11 protein-coding genes are annotated in these 17,274 nt (G+C 33.3%); 1 reads left to right on the top strand and 10 read right to left on the bottom strand.

The window, feature by feature from the left end:
• Window positions 1-65: 65 nt before the first annotated feature.
• The 9 genes from AST99_RS13410 to AST99_RS13370 form a co-directional block, all read right to left on the bottom strand.
• Entirely contained in the window at window positions 66-2,060 is a 1,995-nt protein-coding gene (locus tag AST99_RS13410; protein WP_057782468.1) for an amidohydrolase family protein, read from the bottom strand.
• Between the two features lie 52 nt (window positions 2,061-2,112).
• The gene (locus AST99_RS13405; protein WP_057782466.1) at window positions 2,113-3,228 is read right to left on the bottom strand and encodes a dipeptidase; all 1,116 of its coding nucleotides are present in this window, start codon (window positions 3,226-3,228) and stop codon (window positions 2,113-2,115) included.
• A gap of 197 nt (window positions 3,229-3,425) precedes the next feature.
• The gene (locus AST99_RS13400) at window positions 3,426-4,802 is read right to left on the bottom strand and encodes a RagB/SusD family nutrient uptake outer membrane protein (protein WP_057782464.1); all 1,377 of its coding nucleotides are present in this window, start codon (window positions 4,800-4,802) and stop codon (window positions 3,426-3,428) included.
• A 48-nt stretch (window positions 4,803-4,850) separates the two neighbouring features.
• Window positions 4,851-8,186, bottom strand: a complete 3,336-nt coding sequence (locus AST99_RS13395) for a TonB-dependent receptor (protein ID WP_057782462.1) — start codon at window positions 8,184-8,186, stop codon at window positions 4,851-4,853.
• Between the two features lie 132 nt (window positions 8,187-8,318).
• Entirely contained in the window at window positions 8,319-9,374 is a 1,056-nt protein-coding gene (locus tag AST99_RS13390) for a FecR family protein (protein WP_057782460.1), read from the bottom strand.
• 114 nt (window positions 9,375-9,488) lie between these two features.
• Complete coding sequence (locus AST99_RS13385) at window positions 9,489-10,166, bottom strand: RNA polymerase sigma factor (RefSeq protein ID WP_057782458.1); 678 nt, start codon at window positions 10,164-10,166, stop codon at window positions 9,489-9,491.
• 509 nt (window positions 10,167-10,675) lie between these two features.
• Entirely contained in the window at window positions 10,676-12,922 is a 2,247-nt protein-coding gene (locus tag AST99_RS13380) for a carbohydrate binding family 9 domain-containing protein (protein ID WP_157486392.1), read from the bottom strand.
• 160 nt (window positions 12,923-13,082) lie between these two features.
• A complete protein-coding gene (locus tag AST99_RS13375; protein ID WP_057782455.1) occupies window positions 13,083-13,598 on the bottom strand; it encodes an ankyrin repeat domain-containing protein in 516 nt (171 codons plus the stop codon).
• A 61-nt stretch (window positions 13,599-13,659) separates the two neighbouring features.
• Complete coding sequence (locus AST99_RS13370; RefSeq protein WP_083495690.1) at window positions 13,660-15,180, bottom strand: catalase; 1,521 nt, start codon at window positions 15,178-15,180, stop codon at window positions 13,660-13,662.
• Between the two features lie 110 nt (window positions 15,181-15,290).
• Between AST99_RS13370 and AST99_RS13365 the strand changes: the two genes are divergently transcribed.
• Window positions 15,291-16,214: a hydrogen peroxide-inducible genes activator gene (locus AST99_RS13365; RefSeq protein ID WP_057782454.1), complete on the top strand. Its 924-nt coding sequence runs from the start codon at window positions 15,291-15,293 to the stop codon at window positions 16,212-16,214.
• Window positions 16,215-16,220: 6 nt separating this feature from the next.
• On the opposite strand, the gene AST99_RS13360 is transcribed toward AST99_RS13365, so the two are convergent.
• Window positions 16,221-16,913, bottom strand: coding sequence for an SDR family NAD(P)-dependent oxidoreductase (locus AST99_RS13360; protein ID WP_057782452.1), 693 nt, complete (start codon window positions 16,911-16,913; stop codon window positions 16,221-16,223).
• Between the last annotated feature and the right edge of the window lie 361 nt (window positions 16,914-17,274).

Here is a 17,274-nt window from a genome sequence, read left to right as displayed (position 1 = left end):
AGCAACAGTGTATACTTTTATAGACAGTATTTAATTGCTGATTTTTATTTTTTTGAAAAAACAGATTATTTAAAGTGTTTTATCCCTTTAGCTTGATACAATTCTTGAGCATAAAACAAATTTCCCCCAGTCATAGTCCATTCTACCTTACGTATATCACTAATGTCTTGCAAAGGATTACCGTCTATTAAGATTAGGTCGGCTTTTTTACCCTTCTCAATAGAACCATATAAATCTGAAACGCCAGTAATTTCTGCAGATGTTATAGTCGCCAATTTTAGAACTTCGTTTACCGGTATACCTGCTTTTACATACAGTTCTAATTCACGATGATATAAAAACCCAGGTAAGCCATCTGTTCCCGGAACAATTTGCACTCCTTTATTATATAAGTCTGCAATGACCTCTAGCATTTTATTAAAACTGGCATTATAACGCTGTATTTTCTCGCCTTCTTGAGGTAGACCTCCAGCATAAAAACTACGCTGATAGATAATAGGAAATCTATCTTCTACCATGCTATACGTTGGACTTACCTGACCAACTTGAGCTAAAAACTTATTTTCGAAAATAGCTGCAGTAGGATCTATAAGTATATTTTTTTCACGCAGCAGTGTTACAAAATCTGTATATTTTTTTGACTTTAAGTCTAGATCTGCACCATGTTGTGCTGGCATTGTAAACCGAAGTGGCGTACGCGTATCTATAGTATCTGAAAGGAAATTAAGAAATAACATATTAATATGCTGAATCTCGTTATACCCTTGGTTTATTGCTTGAGTCGCATCCATAAAAGCAGGAATATGCCCGCTTACTCGCATACCTAAGTCATGTGCTTTATTAGTTAATGGTGTGACCCATTCTGGCTTAATCGAGCTGTATAATTTAATTTGCTGATAGCCTAAATTTTTGTAATCTTGAATTTCTGCTAATCCCTCTTCTAACGTTTCTACAACATTTCTTTGATTCGCGAATGGTCCAGGACCATCTATAATACCGCAATAGGTTACAATATGCGGACCAATAATTTCATTATTTTCAAATTGATCTGCTAATGTTTTAAGTTGCTTATTATTTGCCAAATCTCTAACCGAAGTTACACCTCCTGCGAGATGAAGTAACCCTCTAAATTTATCGTTATGCGTATGCATATCAAACATACCTGGCATTAAGGTTTTATCTGTACCATCAATTAACAGCGCGTCTTGATCTACAGACTGCTCAGCTGTTTTATAAATGGCTTGTATAGTATTATTTTCTATAACGACATCCCGATTAGGAAGTAACTCACCGTTTTTTGTAAAAACATTTACATTTTGAATGATAACCTTATCTACTTCATGCGTTAGTTCTTTTGCGACTTCTATCAGACTGTCGTCTTCAATACCATCTTGACGCTTTTTCATTTCAAGTCGGCTGTCACTAAAATCCTTTCTAACAATATGAAGGTTACCAGAAATTTTACAAACCATTTGATCGCCTTGCATCCAGACGTAAGTTGCATTTAAATCTAACCCCTTAATTACTAAAAGCTCTAGAGTGGTTCCGTTATCTAAGGTTAACGGTATGTTTTTAATGAGTTCGGCTTCGCCTTTTGGGTAAAGTGCAATTTTGCCTGTTTTAGATTTTAATAACAATTGGGCAAGCACTTCGTAAATAGCTGGAGAACCATCAAAACGGAAATACAATTGATCGCCGTTAAAGCTAGCAGTAGACGTTCCAAATAAATTCTCACTTTTAGCCGTACCATCTGCACTTGAAAACGATTCATCTATTGCTACTTTCGAGTAATTGATGCCCTTTACAGTTTGATTGGTAATAAAATTATTAGCATTGAGCGTAATGTCTTCGTTATATTCCGGCCCACGACCTCTGTCTGTATAGGTGTAATAATATGAATACTGCCCCTTTGCTGTTTGAGTCTTTTTATAAGTCCCCGCTAAACTCTCCCTAAATACAACGTCGTAAACAACTGTTTCTGCTGTACTATTTTCATTTAAAGATTTCTTACAACTTTGAGTGATTAATAACACAAATAAAAGAGAACAGATATATTTCATAAAGGTTTAGAGTAGTTTAAGTGAAAAGGTAGTACGATTTAAAACATGGGTATTACGATTTTAAAGTTTCTTTAAAGTATCGCAACCAATTCAGTCCTAATATTTTTTCAATATCGCCGGTGCTATATCCTCTTTTATCTAAGACTTTTGCGACTTGTAAATAACGGTCTGGCTTATCTAATTCTGGAATCCATGGTGGCCATTGTACATTATAAGACGGTTTAAAACGTGTTAATCTTGGTACATACCAATTTTCTCGAGTTGCACCTGTAGCTTCAAGGCCTTGAATGGCAAAATCTGCTGCAACACCAACATGATCTATCCCTGCAATTTTAACTGCATGATCTATATGATCTACATAAGTTTCTAAGGTTGTTTTTGTTCCTAAATCAGGACCAATCATATAGCCCAAACAAATTATACCCATTATACCACCCTTATCGGCCATGGCCTTTATTTGATCGTCTGTTTTAGATCGCGGATGCCCTTTGTGTAAAGCTTCACACATGGTATGATTAAAACATGCACCTGTTTTACTGAATTTAATACCATCGTAAGTGGTTTGAGATCCACAGTGCGATAAATCAATCATAATACCAAGCTCATTCATACGCTCTACAGCTTCAATACCAAAATCTGATAATCCGCAATCGGTACGTTCTGTACTTCCATCTCCCAACAAATTTCTTTGATTGTACGTTAATTGAATCCATCGCGTACCAGCATTGTATAACGTATCTAGATTATCGATAGATTTCTCCATCATCGTGGCATTTTGAAATCCGTATAATACCGCTGTTTTATTTTCTTTTTTAGCACGAATAAAATCGTCTGCAGTCGTGGCTTTTATTAGAACATCGGAGTTGTTTTTAATACGCTCGTCCCATTCTCCAATATTTTTTAAAGCAGATTTTAAGCTACCTGAAAGTAACGATGTACTAAACCCTGAATATCCAGATTGCTTTAAAGCCTTAAAAGAATCTTCATTCCATCCTTTTGGTATAATTAAACCATCTATAACCAAAGCTTTTTTATAAAGCGCTTCTATTTTCTCGTCTTTAAGATCTGTAAGTAAATTATTTGCTGTAAGCTGATTTGGGTGAACATCTACAGACTGTAATATTGATGTTAACGCACTTGCCACTTGACCTGGAAAAAAGGCACTCAATGACAATAGTTTTACTAAGTTTCTACGATTTTGTTCCAAAGTATTTATTTATTTCTGTTTGAAATTACGTTAATAGAGACAATTAATTTGTCTGTTTAAGACCTATTACTTGTGCGAAATAAATCTTGTACACACATTGAAAAGAACATGAGTCTAATAATGTGTGCAACAAGAGTATGTATCAGTAGGCTACTAAATTAGTATCCTGGATTTTGTTCTATATTAGGATTCACATCTGTTTCATCCTGAGGTATTGGTAAAATATTAGTATCGTCGCCGTATGGAATCTCGCAAATGCTAGATGTACATTGGGTTCTTACTATATCTTCCTTTTTTCTCATTAAGTCCCAAAGTCTGTGTCCTTCAAAACATAATTCTAATCGTCTTTCAAGCATGATTTCATTCATAAGATCTTCTCCAGTTGCCGTCACATCTTCAGCAGTTGGAAGCGCTCTTTGACGTACCACATTTAAATCGGATTGAGCTCCAGAGATATCAGTACCAAGTTCTGCTCTAGCTTCTGCTCTGATTAAATACAATTCTGGTAAACGCATCACTTTTACATTATCGTAACCCAGAACTTCTGGATATTTGTTTACTCTATATGGCGCATAATCTCCAGCTAAAAGTAAATCGTCTATAAATACATCTAACCTCGCATCGCCATCTTCATACAAAGACACCACATCGTTAGAGGGTAAATAATCGCCATAACCACCTACTGCTGGTGCAAGATATAAACCTGCAATACTATTCCCACCAACGTTATCTGTTTCGGTCATTGCAATTTCAAATATAGATTCTGTACTATTATCTTCAGACCACACTGTTAGGTAGTTCGCATTGCTAACTAGGCTGTATCCTGAATTAATAACTTCGGTTGCCATAGCTTCTGCATTAGCCCAGTCTTCTTTGTATAAATACACTCTTGATAATAATGCTTTTACAGATGTTGCTGAAAGTGTATTAGAATTAGAACTTCTAGAAGTGTCATCCATTAACGATATAGCCATAGTCATATCTGAAATAACTTGGTCGTAAACTTCTTTAACCGTATTTCTTGTTGGCTCTAACGTAGGGTCAAAATCCAATATAATTGGCACTCCTGCATGACTAGCATCTGCTGTATAAGTATAATGTTGTGCAAAAAGTTTTACCAAATCGAAATACACTAAACCTCTTAAGGCGTAAGCTTCACCAATGATATGATCTTTTTCGTCTTGAGTAGATTCTGTAACTTCTACATCTGAATTGATGATATTATTTAGTGCATTATTAGCAAAATACATACCTGACCATAATGCGTTTGCTTGAGCATCGTCTACATTTTGTACGTGTTCTGCAAAATCTACAATTCTGTTGGCAGATAAGTTTTGTTTTACATCATCGGCCATTACATCTGGTATCATTATCATGTATCTACCGTAGTAATATGCACCTGAAATCTCGTCGTAAACACCCGTAACAGACACTTCAAGATCTTCCAAATTTGTAATTGCTTCATCACTAGAAACTGAAGATTGAGGTGTGATTTCTAGAAATGATTCTGAACATGATAAGAAAAGTCCTATCATAATCAATAATATTATTTTATTATAATTTTTCATAAGTCTTTTTTTAATTTACAGTTGAATATCTAATCCTAACGATATGGTTTTTATTGCTGGAGTAAGTCCATTATAACGTCCATTTATAGATTGTTCAGGATCTATATACAAATCTTTATCTTTTGTAAATGTCAAGATATTTGTTCCTCTAGCATACACTCTTGCAGTGTTAAGACGTAGCACAGATGTCACCTTAGAAGGCAAGCTATAGGCTACCGTTAAGTCTTTTAAACGAATGTAACTACCATCGTAAAGCCATCTTGTAACATTGGCTTGGTTACTACCAGATTGCCCACCCCATTGAAATTTCGGGAATAAAGCATCTGTTTTTCCTTCAACCCATCTATTCTCGTATAAATACGTTGCGGTACTTCTTGGTGTTAATCGACCATCTCCTAAAGAACCTACAGCTCTACTATCATGTAAATAATTTCCTGAAGAATACATGAAATTGGCATTTAAACTAAACCCTTTATAAGATATAGATGTATTAAAACCACCGTAAAAATCTGGTGTTGCAGACTTGCCTATTAAATAACGTTCTGCATCTCCTATATCATTTGTTATAGTCGTTTCTGTTGCATCTGTATAATATTGTACATCTCCCGTTTCCTGATTTACACCTGCCCAACCGTACATATAATAAGATTGAAAATCTTCTCCAACTTGTCTTCTAAACGCTCCATCTGTATAATCATCATCTAGTTGTGTAATTTCATTTTTCAAGAAGGTGGCATTAAAACCAACACTCCATCTTAAATCTTTTTTATCGATAATATTTACGTTTAGCGTCAATTCTAAACCAGTATTACTCATAGACCCAAAATTTTGTGTCAATTCAGTAAAACCAGTTGTTGGAGAAATTGGTACATCTAAAATAAGATCTGAAGATTTTCTCTTAAAGTATTCAACCGTACCGTTAACTCTCTTAAATAATCCAAAGTCTAAACCAATGTTGAAATTTTCTTGTGTTTCCCAGGTTAAATCTGCATTTTCTAACTGAGAAGGTGTTCCTCCTGGAGATCCATCATAATCGTTTCCATAACCATATAATCCTAAAGAAGCGAAGTTACCAATAGCAGCGTTACCCGTTAAACCGTATGAACTTCTTAATTTTAGTAAATCGATAAAAGTTGCATTGTCTAAGAAATTTTCTTTTGTAATGTTCCAACTTGCACCTACAGAATAAAAAGTTCCATATCTATTATCTGCACCAAATCGAGAAGAACCATCATTTCTTACACTTGCAGATAAGAAGTATTTATTGTCGAAATCGTAGTTCGCTCTTAAAAACATAGAACTAAACGTATATTCACTTTTTGTTCCTGAAATTGCAAATTCTGAAGCCGCAGTACTTAATGTTTTGACAATGTCGTTTGGGAAATCTGTTCCAGAAGCAGAAAATGATTCATTAATAGTTTGCTGAGCTTCATAACCCGCAAGAACATTAAAGTCATGACTTTCACCTAAAGAAAAATTATAGTCTAAAGTTTGTGTTCCTACCCATGTTTTTTGACTCACATTCCCTTCGTAAGCATATCCATTGGTTTCGTAACCAGAACCATAGCGACGGTTATAATATGTAGACTCATTTATACTAAGAATATCAAAATTCCATTGCGATCTAAACACTAAATTATCTAAAAGATTAAGCGATATTGCAAAATTATCAATAATTCTGTTAGTCTTTGTCTCCCATAAATCATCTCCACTTAAACTCCCCACAGGATTACTCCCAATTGGGAAATAAGCCACATGCTCTGCATTGTATTCACCTTCTTCATCGTAAATAGGAATTAATGGTGATAACTCTAAAGTAGATTTAAACGGATTATTCCAAGATCCTGCATCTGGCGCTGTACTAGATGTAATATCTGAAATAGATATGTTGTTTGAAATGGTTAAAAAATCACTTGCTTTATACTCTAAATTAGCACGTGTACTAAATCTATTAAAACCGTAACCTATAATATAACTTTCTTGATCCATGTAACCGGCAGACATAAAGTACTTCACCTTATCTGTACCTCCTCGCACACTTAAATCGTAACTTTGTGTTATACCTGTACGCGTAATCGCATCTAACCAATCGGTATCTGTTGCTTCTCCTGTAGATGGATCTATTTGTTGTGTATATAAATTATCCATTTGGGCTTGTGCTTCAGCAGTTGTAAGTCCTAGATTTACATAACCTTCAATATATAATTCTTTGTATTGTGCAGCATTTAATGGTTTCAAAATATTTTTAGAAGCCTGAGAATTAAAACCTGTTAGTGTTTTTAATTGTATGGTTGCCTTACCAGATTTACCTTGCTTAGTATTAATTAAAATAACTCCGTTAGCTCCTCTAGAGCCATAAATTGCTGTAGAAGCAGCATCTTTTAGAATACTTATACTTTCAATATCATTTGGATTGATAGATGCCATGACGTTAGAACTTGCACCATCATTATCATTTAAAGACTGGCTACCGGCAGAAACAGGAATACCATCTATAACATATAAAGGCTCGCTTGATGCGTTTATAGATCCTATACCTCTTACTCTAACTTCTGTATTAGCACCCGGTGCACCATCTAGTGCAGAGGCCTGAATACCAGCGACACTTCCACGTAGAGATTGCTCGAATGAAGATGTTGGGGCCTGCTCTAACTCTGCGCCATCAACCACAGCAACAGCTCCAGTGATAGCTTCTTTCTTTTGAGAGCCATAACCTACTAAAACGACTTCCTCTAAAGATGCAGCGTCTTCTTCCATTACAATATTAATGGTAAGCTTTTCTCCAACTTTAATAGTCTGTGAAACCATTCCCATAAAAGAAAAAACTAGAACAGATTCGTTTGTAACCGCTAAAGTATACTCCCCATCAAAATTGGTTTGCGTTCCTGCAGATGTGCCTTTAATATGAATATTTACTCCTGGCAAAGGCAGTCCGTCAGGACCAGTTACCGTACCAGAAACTTCTCGTTCTTGTACTTTTAAAGTAGCTTCTGCAACCGCTAAGTTTGCTTCTTTACCCATGTTTTTAACTACAACTTGCTCTCCTTCTATAGTATAGCTTAAGTTGGTTTTAGAAAAGGCTTTATCTAACACCTTATTAATATTAGCATCTGTAAATTTTAAAGAGACCTTTTTACCGGTCTTTAAAACATCATCTTTATAAAAGAAAATGTAATCACTAGAGCCTTGAATTTCTTTAAAAAATTCTTCTATTGATATACTTTTTACATCAATATCGATTTTTGTTTGTCCCAGCAACGGATTTGCGTAACCTGCTGTGAGTCCTAAACTAATAAATAATAGAAATATTCTCATAAGCATTAGAATTCCTATGTTTAAGTTTTTTTTCATATTTTTGGTTTGATTATTAATTGTTGCTGTACTTTACAGCAATGTGTTTAAAATAAGCCAGAGGATGTTGGCGCATCTTCTGGCCTTTAAGACTAATTCAAATAATTGTTTACTTCATAAAACTATTTAGGATTAATTAATTATTATTTTATCTTTTTCAATTGTATAACTCATGTTTGTACTTGCGCTTATATTTTGAATTACCTTCTCTATATTTTCATTTAGATCTAAATACCCAGAAAAACTCTCTTTGGCTAAATCTTCATTTTTAATATCAATATCAATATTATAATATCTAGAAATTCTATTTGTTACATGTTCTAAGTCGTTATTTTGAAACACCAACACTCCATCTCTCCAAGAAAAATAATTGTTAACATTTACTTTTTCTGAAACTATACCTTGAGTCGCTTTATTATACGTTGCTTTTGTACCCGGTGTAATTTTAATCTTATCTGAGTATTTCTGCGTTTTAGGATTGTTGTGATAACTAATCATTACACTTCCACTTTTTAAAACAGTATTAACCGCTTCTTCTTCAGAGTAGCTTGTGACACCGAAAACGGTTCCTAAAACCTCAACTTCCTGGTCTTTAGACTTTACTATAAAAGGATGACTTTTATCGTGAGCCACATCAAAAATGGCTTCCCCCTCTAAATAAATCTCCCTTTTATCGCCATTAAATGCCACAGGATACACAAGTTTTGATCCTGAATTTAACCATACTACAGTTCCGTCTGATAGATTAATTTTAGAACGTTTTCCGTAAGGAATTATAAGCGTATTGTACGATGTTTTATTATTTCTAGACGTTTCTTGTTCTATTTCTTTCGAGTCTCCGATGGTTAATGTTCTCCCCGAATTTGAATAATTGATAGAACTTTCGTCTTCACCTATTTTTAAGTTTTCCCCATCACCCAAGATTAAAACAACCTCGTTAGATTTACTAAAATCTATTTGTTCTGTTGTATTTACAATGTCTGTTATAGATGTAGTTGGCGCATTATAAAAATAAATAAAACTCCCTGCCAAAAACACTAACGAAAACGCTAACCCCATAGCTAAACCTTTGTGTTTCTTTTTCTGATCGAGCTTATCGACCGAATGAAATATTTTATTTTTTAAAGCCACCTTCTCTAAATTAGTTATAGGTAAAATTTTGACTTTATTAGATCCATTATCTTTCATAATGTGTTGTATGCTGTATTAGTAATATTAAAAAACTCCCTCTGTTATTAATAGTAACTTTTTTACTTTATATAGACATAAAGTTTTAACTTTAATTGGAAAAGCGGTTGATTTCTAGAATAGAAAAAAGAAATTCAACTTTCTTAAAGCTTTAATTGCGCGGTAAATTGAGGTTCTTGCAGATTGTACAGAAACGCCTATCATTTCAGAAATTTCTTCATACGTTTTTTCTTCCTCAAATCGAAGTGCTAAAACTTTGCGTTGCTTATCACTTAACGTTTTCATGGCATCTCTTAACTTTTTATTACGTTCAGAAATATGCTCTTCAGTTATGATATCTTTTTCGCAAGAATCTGAATGCTTTTTGGTCATGGCATCAATCTCATAATCAAATTCGTCTAAAGACACAGAAGCATTCTTTTTATTGTATTTTTTATTGATTTTTCGTTTAAGCGACTTAAATAAATAATATTTTACATTATCTGTTTTAGACAAGTTATTTCTATACTTAAACAGGTCTACAAATAAATCGTGAATACAATCCATAACATAGCCTCTATCTTTAGAATGATACATACCGTAAGAAAATAATATGTTTACATATCTATCGTATAGTTCTCCCAAAGCCAACTTATTCCCCTCCTTTAATTGTTTCCAGATTACAGCGTCCGATTTCTCTTCAGAATGCATAATATTTGCACTGGATTCCGGTACTTGATTAATAACAGACGAATCAATATCAATATTGTTTTTTGCGACTAGAGCCAAAGCTAATTCTCCATATTCTTGCATAAACTTTCGATTTACTATTGTAGTTGAATTTACAATGCAGCAACTGCTACACATTAAATTAAGTAAATCATTACAGGTCTATAGACCGAATTTTTAAGTTTTTAACAAAAAAAACGAGATTAACAAAATAATGAAGTAAAGTTAATCTTTTATTAAAATTAATTTATAAATTTTGTTAATTCCACATCTTAATTCCCTTCTATTATGTACGGTTTTTCTTCAACAAACCTAACTATAGCCTACAAATACCGTAGGAATTCTACATATTGTTACGCTGTTTCTATAGCGAATTGTAAATTAAAAACAAGATTAACCCTATAATAACAAAAGCAAATAAACGCCATGTTATAGACAACATTTTTTAAAATAAATCTTATTTATTTTAAAACTTAAACAACAAAAAAAAACGAACAGTGATGTTCGTTTTTAATTTTGATATGGTTAACCTTATAACCTATATACAAATTTTTATTTGTCTTCTATTTATAATGTAATTATTGTAAGGAGGCTTATCTATTAATATCGAACCAATAATTAATTTTTAAATAAATTCCTTTTTGTACTGGTTCGTATGGCGAAGTTGTTTTCACATCATTATAAGTTAAAAATATATCAGACAACGGAGCATATCGCCACTGCAACCTAGAGACCAACAAAAAGCTTTCTGCTTGAGAACTGTACTGTATATCTGTTTTGAAAAATAAACTTTTAGTGAATGTAAAATTAAATGTTGGCCCTAAATACCATAATTGATCTGTAGAGTAGGGTTCTGGTAATTGTATATCGTCATATTGTGCCTGTAATTCTAATGTAAAGTACGGCTGAAATCTGTATTGAAACGTTACATCTGCAGTAAATTTATGACCGTTGTAAAAAGCTCCATACATCGCAGAACCTTCTGTCCAAAGAGCATTTCTTTTATCGGATTGAAAACCTAATTCTAAATCATTATAATTATAATCGCCTATTGGCAAAGAAATAGCGTCATCAGATGTTCCTACCGGATCAAAAGCCTTACTTAAACGAATAAAACTATTGTTTCCCGTAAGAGAGAGCATGGCCCCACTAGTAAAATTAAACTTTACATATGCTGCATTATATATTTCCCTTGGAGATAAATCATCTGAAGCTCTCCAATATGAATTGTTGCTCGCACTAAATTCAATTGTATTTATAGTACCATTTTCAGGATATAGTCTAAATTTTGCATTAGGATTTGCTCTTAATATGTCTACACGTTTAGTGTAACCAAGGTCTGACTGAAATCCTTCATCTACATACTGGGTTGTTAAACCAAGAGAATATTTTCTTTTTTCAACATTTAAATCTGTTCCTGCAGAAATTGCATTAGTAGATATCCCTGGAGTAAAAGATTTATGCACATATACAAGAGCGTCTATAGTATTATCTTCAGAAAAGAAATTAAAATCTGAACCAACAACACGATTATATCTTGTTTTTCTACTTATAGAATCCGGCACACCTTCATAAACATCGTCGTAATTAGTTGCTTGTCTGTTTACAAAAAATGCACTCACATTAGATTTTTTAAGTATTTTATGTTCTGCTGCAACAATTAAATTATTATTTGCAGGAATATAGTCGCCTTTACCTCCTCCGGTTTGCACATCTAAAGCTCCAATTCTTAGTTTATTATTTATTTTTCCAGTAAATTTTGCTCCAGCATTAACATCTACAATAACAGTATTTCCGTCATTATCGGTATCTACACCAATACGTCTAGAATAAAAAGGAAGAGCATTATTTGTGTCTCCAAATCCATTAAATAAATCACCATTATCTATAAAAAACTGACGTGTTTCATCTTGTTTAATTTCAAATTGAGTAACATTATTCTGACTTGCAGCAACATCTTCACTAGAGAAATCAGGATTCACAGTCAAGTCTAACATAAAACTATTTTTAACAGGTATTTTAGCATCAAAACCAGCTTTAAACTCGAAAGACTCTTCATTATTCACATAATCTTTATTAAATGAAGGCGTTACATAAGGAATAACAGAAATCGGACTTTTGGTTTGCTTTAGTGGTCTTTCAAAAATTAAATCGCCGAAAAAACCTTGATTAAATTGATTCAGATTCTGCGGAACTTTTGACCAAGAACTTTTGGTGTTAGATTGGGTGTCTGATCTCATTGTATTGAACTTCCATCTATCTACACCTTCTTTAAATTTAAAAGCCGACATCGGGATTTTTACTTCAGAAATAAAATAACCCTCATAAATTTTAGATTCTCCAATCCATTTTGTGTGCCAATTTAAATCTAAATCCCCATCTACACCACCACCATAAATAATACCTTCCCGCAATACCCCAAATGGGTTTATACCAAATAAAAAGGCATTGGTACGGTCGCTGTAGGTATCAAACATTAAATTAACAATATCTGCACCACTTATGCTATAATCACGCTCATAAGACGGTGTTTTATATTGTTCTCCAGGAGCATATCCTTTAATCGCTACATATAAATACGCTTCGTTATAAAGCATACTTATTTCTGTCTGATAGGCTGTTTCCTTATTATCTGTAGGAAAATACTCGGTAAAATTACTTGTAGGAATTGCATTTTGCCACATAGGCTCATCTAAAACACCATCAATTTTAAATGAATCTCCAGACACATATTTAACGTTAATCTCCTTCTGACCAAACATTTGAGAGCTAAATACTATACCAAAAACACATATTAAAAATTGAAAAGTAGGCGATGATAACAACAAGGGCTTTCTCATTATTTATTTTTGCTTTAAATTAATTTGTCAGATTTAGTTTGCAAAAATACTGCCTATTTTCCTACTTTTTTACTTACATAAGGGCTTTTTTCAAAGGATAAATTTATCTTTTATTTAAAATATAGTGTTTTATGACTCAAAACATTGAAATAATTAACAATTATGATTTAAGAAGGGCAATGATTTCAGAATTTCCTTGCATTTCAGCATGTTTTAATGCAGTATTCCCTCTATTATCTGTAATTCTTGTATTTGCCTTATTTTTAAGTAAATATTCAGCAATAGCTGTATGGCCAAACGTACTAGCATAAATTAAAGCTGTAGCCTCATTAAAATTTTGCTGATTTACATTAGCACCATTATCGATAAGCATTTTGGCGATAGCTAGATTCCCTTTAAAACACACACCCATTAAAGCTGTATTGCCTGAGAGATCTTTTGCATTTACATCGCTACCATTTTCTAATAAATAGCTTACAATAGCTGTTTGATTATTATATGCAGCTAAAATTAAAGGCGTAAATCCTTTACTATCGGCTGAATTGACAACTGTAGGATTTGCAGCATAGAGTGCCTTAAGATTTTCTAAATCGCCACTTCTAGACGCATCAAAAACCGACTGACTGTAACTGGTTGTTCCAACAAGAAGGATAAGTAGTATAAATATATATTTCATAGTGTATTAGGTTTAAAAAAGAGGACATGTTACACATCCTCTTTTTTTATATTTTTAAGCATTAATTCATAAAATCTTTCTGAGAGAAACCTAAGGCTTTTGCTACACGCATACCGTAATCTCTGTCTGATTGATAGAAATAGCCAATCATGGTTTTTTGAATATTTTTATCTGTAACCTGACCCAAATCACCAACTAAGTTTTTAATTAAATGATCTTGTTCTACTTTAGTAAGTGATCTATAAAAATCTCCTACTTGAGCAAAATCATTTGTTTTAGAAATCTTCTTTTGCGTGATAGTTACATTAGTAAGTGTAGTTTCTACCTGCTTGTATTGTGCATCTTCTTTTAAAGCCGCTTTACTACTTGGCTGATAGTTTACATCTGGATTATCAAATCTTTTATTTCCAGCACTACTCCAACTATCTGAATTGTAATTTTTAGGATCTTGTAATGGCTTATTAATTTCTGACTGTAAAAAATTCGGACCTAAACGGTGTCTTTGCGTATCGAAATACGAGAATAAACGACCTTGTAACAATTTATCTTCAGACGGTTCTACACCCGGAATTAAAGCACCTGGAGAAAAGGCAATACTTTCTACTTGCTCGAAATAATTCACAGGATTCTGATTTAAGGTCATTGTCCCAATCTTAATCTTTTCAATCTGATCTGCTGGCCAATCTTTGGTAGCATCTAAAGGCCAAAAATCGAAGCTATGTATGTCTTCTGGTTTAATCATTTGTACATACAAATCCCATTGCGGAAAGTTTTTATCGGCTATATCTTTGCGCAAACTCATGGTTGCATGTTGCCAGTCTTTACCTTGCTGAATTGACGCTTCTTCAACCGTTAAATTTTGTTCTCCTTGCTTAGTCACCCACGAATATTTTACATAAGTTACTTCTCCTGCTGCATTAATCCATTTATAACCATGCACACTGCTACCATTCATGTATTGATACCCTTTAGGAATCCCCAAATCGGTGTACAATCTTGTAATCATATGCGTAGATTCTGGAACATGTGAGAAGAAATCGAAAAAACGATTCGGATCTTGTTTATTCGTTACAGGAGAAGGTTTTAAAGAATGCACCATATCAGGGAATTTAATAGCATCTCTAATAAAAAAAATTGGCAAATTGTTACCTACTATATCATAATTCCCTTGTTCTGTATAAAACTTTACTGCAAAACCTCTAGGATCTCTCGCTGTTTCTGGCGATCCTTTACCATGGATTACAGTAGAAAATCGTACTGCTAAATCTGTTTTCTTTCCCGCATCAGAAAACAATACTGCTTTTGTGTAAGGAGACATATCTTTAGTCGCTTCAAAATATCCAGAAGCCCCAGCACCTCTTGGGTGTACCACACGTTCTGGTATACGCTCTCTATCAAAAGCAGCTAATTTTTCAACTAAATAAATATCTTCTAATAATACTGGACCATATTCGCCAACAGTTTTCGAGTTTTGATTGTCTCCAACAGGTACTCCTCCATTTGTTGTTATTGTTTCGTTAGTTTGAGAGAACCCAATCCAAACGAAAGACAGCATAAAAAGCGTTGCTAATTTTTTCATCATTTTTATATCAATTTTATTTATAAGGATGGTGTAAAATTCAATCACAAGCACTTATAAATCAAATTAATACTTTATATACTTGCATTGTAAAAATTAATACAGACACTAGAATGACCTTACAGCAACTACAGTATGTAATCGCCTTAGACACTTATAGACACTTTGTTACAGCTGCAGAAAAATGCTTTGTAACGCAACCCACAATAACCATTCAGGTGAAGAAACTAGAGGAAGAAATCGGATTTTTAATTTTCGATAAGAGTAAATTCCCCATAAAACCGACAGATTTAGGAGAAATCTTTATTTTAAAATCTAAAGAAATCTTACGCGAAGTAAGCGAACTAAAAAATATGGTAAATATTGAATTAGACAATTTAGAAGGCGAATTCCGTATGGCTGTAATTCCAACTATTTCTTCGTATTTAATCCCTTTAATTTCTGGCGAATTCTCTAAAAAATATCCCCATACCATTTTAAAAATTGAAGAACTAGAAAGCGACCAGATTATACTCGCGCTTCAGAAAAAAGAAATAGATATTGGTATTTTGGTAACGCCGTTGAACGAACCTTTTATAAGAGAGACAAAACTATACAACGAGCCTTTTATATTTTACGGACACAAAGATTTTTTTGAAGGAGAAAAGTCCAGTATTTCTGTGCATGAAATAGAACAATTGGAAAATATATGGCTTTTAGAAAAAGGACATTGTTTTAGAAATCAGGTGCTGAATATATGCGGACAACATAAAAACAATAAATCTATACAATTCCAGAGTGGCTCTATTGAAGCATTGAAAAAAATGGTAGATCATTACGGCGGATTTACGTTAGTACCAGAAATGGCCATAGACACAAATGACGGTGGACAAGTTATTCATTTTGCAGCACCTAAACCCATTAGAGAAGTGAGTTTAGTAACCCATCACACATTTTCTAAAGATGTATTACTAGATGCTTTACGTATAGAAATACTAGAACACACCCCAAAATCGTTCACTAAAAACGAACGATTTATTAAAATTAATTGGAGGTAAATTCAACTATTTTATGGCCGAAACACCTCCATCTACATGAAGAATTTGTCCTGTAATCCAAGATGAATTTGGCGATAATAAAAACTGAGCTGTTTTAGCAATATCTAAAGGGTCTCCTACTTTTTTTAATGGATTCATTTTAGATTGATTCTCTTTTTTTTCTGGAGTGCTTAATAAACGACCGGCCAATTTAGTATCTGTAAGAGAAGGTGCAATCGCATTAACCCTAATGGTTGGTGCTAATTCTGCAGCTAAAGCTCTGGTTAATCCCTCGATAGCGCCTTTAGATATAGAGACTTGCGAATGAAAACTAAAACCTTGTTGTACAGCTACTGTAGAAAACAATACCAAAGAGGCATCTCCGCTTGCTTTTAATCTAGGCAAAAGATCTTGTATCACTTTAATTGCTCCTGTAACCTGAAGTTTAAAATCGTTTACAAAATCTTCTTCTTTAAAACGATGAAACGGTTTTAAATTAATACTTCCGGGACAATATGCTAAACCATGAATTTCACTTGGCAAATCATCTAAGTCTAGAGTATCTGTTATGGCATCAAAACTTATGTACTTTACGTGCTCCCGATCTTGAGCAGCCTGAGTATGGTAAGTTGCATTAACGTTGGAACCTTCCGCCTCGAGTACATTTACAATTTGTTCACCAATTCCAGAAGACCCTCCAATAACTATATAATTTCTCATGCATTTTATCCTTTTTAAATAGCGATTCTTTAATAGCTTATTAAACCGCTTCAGTTATTAAAGTTATAAAATATGTATGAAAATGAAATCGTATTTAACATTACTTTGATGAGAGACATTCTAAAATTCATCAATTTGTATTGCACTTTTTTTATGCCAATTAAGATTATTATAGCATATTGCAGCCACTTTAAATCCTATTACTTATTATTGATAGGTATAAGAGCTCCAGAATTACGTCTTAACTGCCTAATTTATTTTCAAAAGCCATACACCTAAAAACATAAATACATACTGTTTTTATCTCAGGTGATTTTCGATTTTAATCTCTATTTTAAACTTGTAATATTTTATATAATTT

The organism is Formosa algae (assembly GCF_001439665.1).
Classification (GTDB): Bacteria; Bacteroidota; Bacteroidia; order Flavobacteriales; family Flavobacteriaceae; genus Formosa; species Formosa algae.
This window is presented reverse-complemented; position numbering and strand designations above follow the sequence as displayed.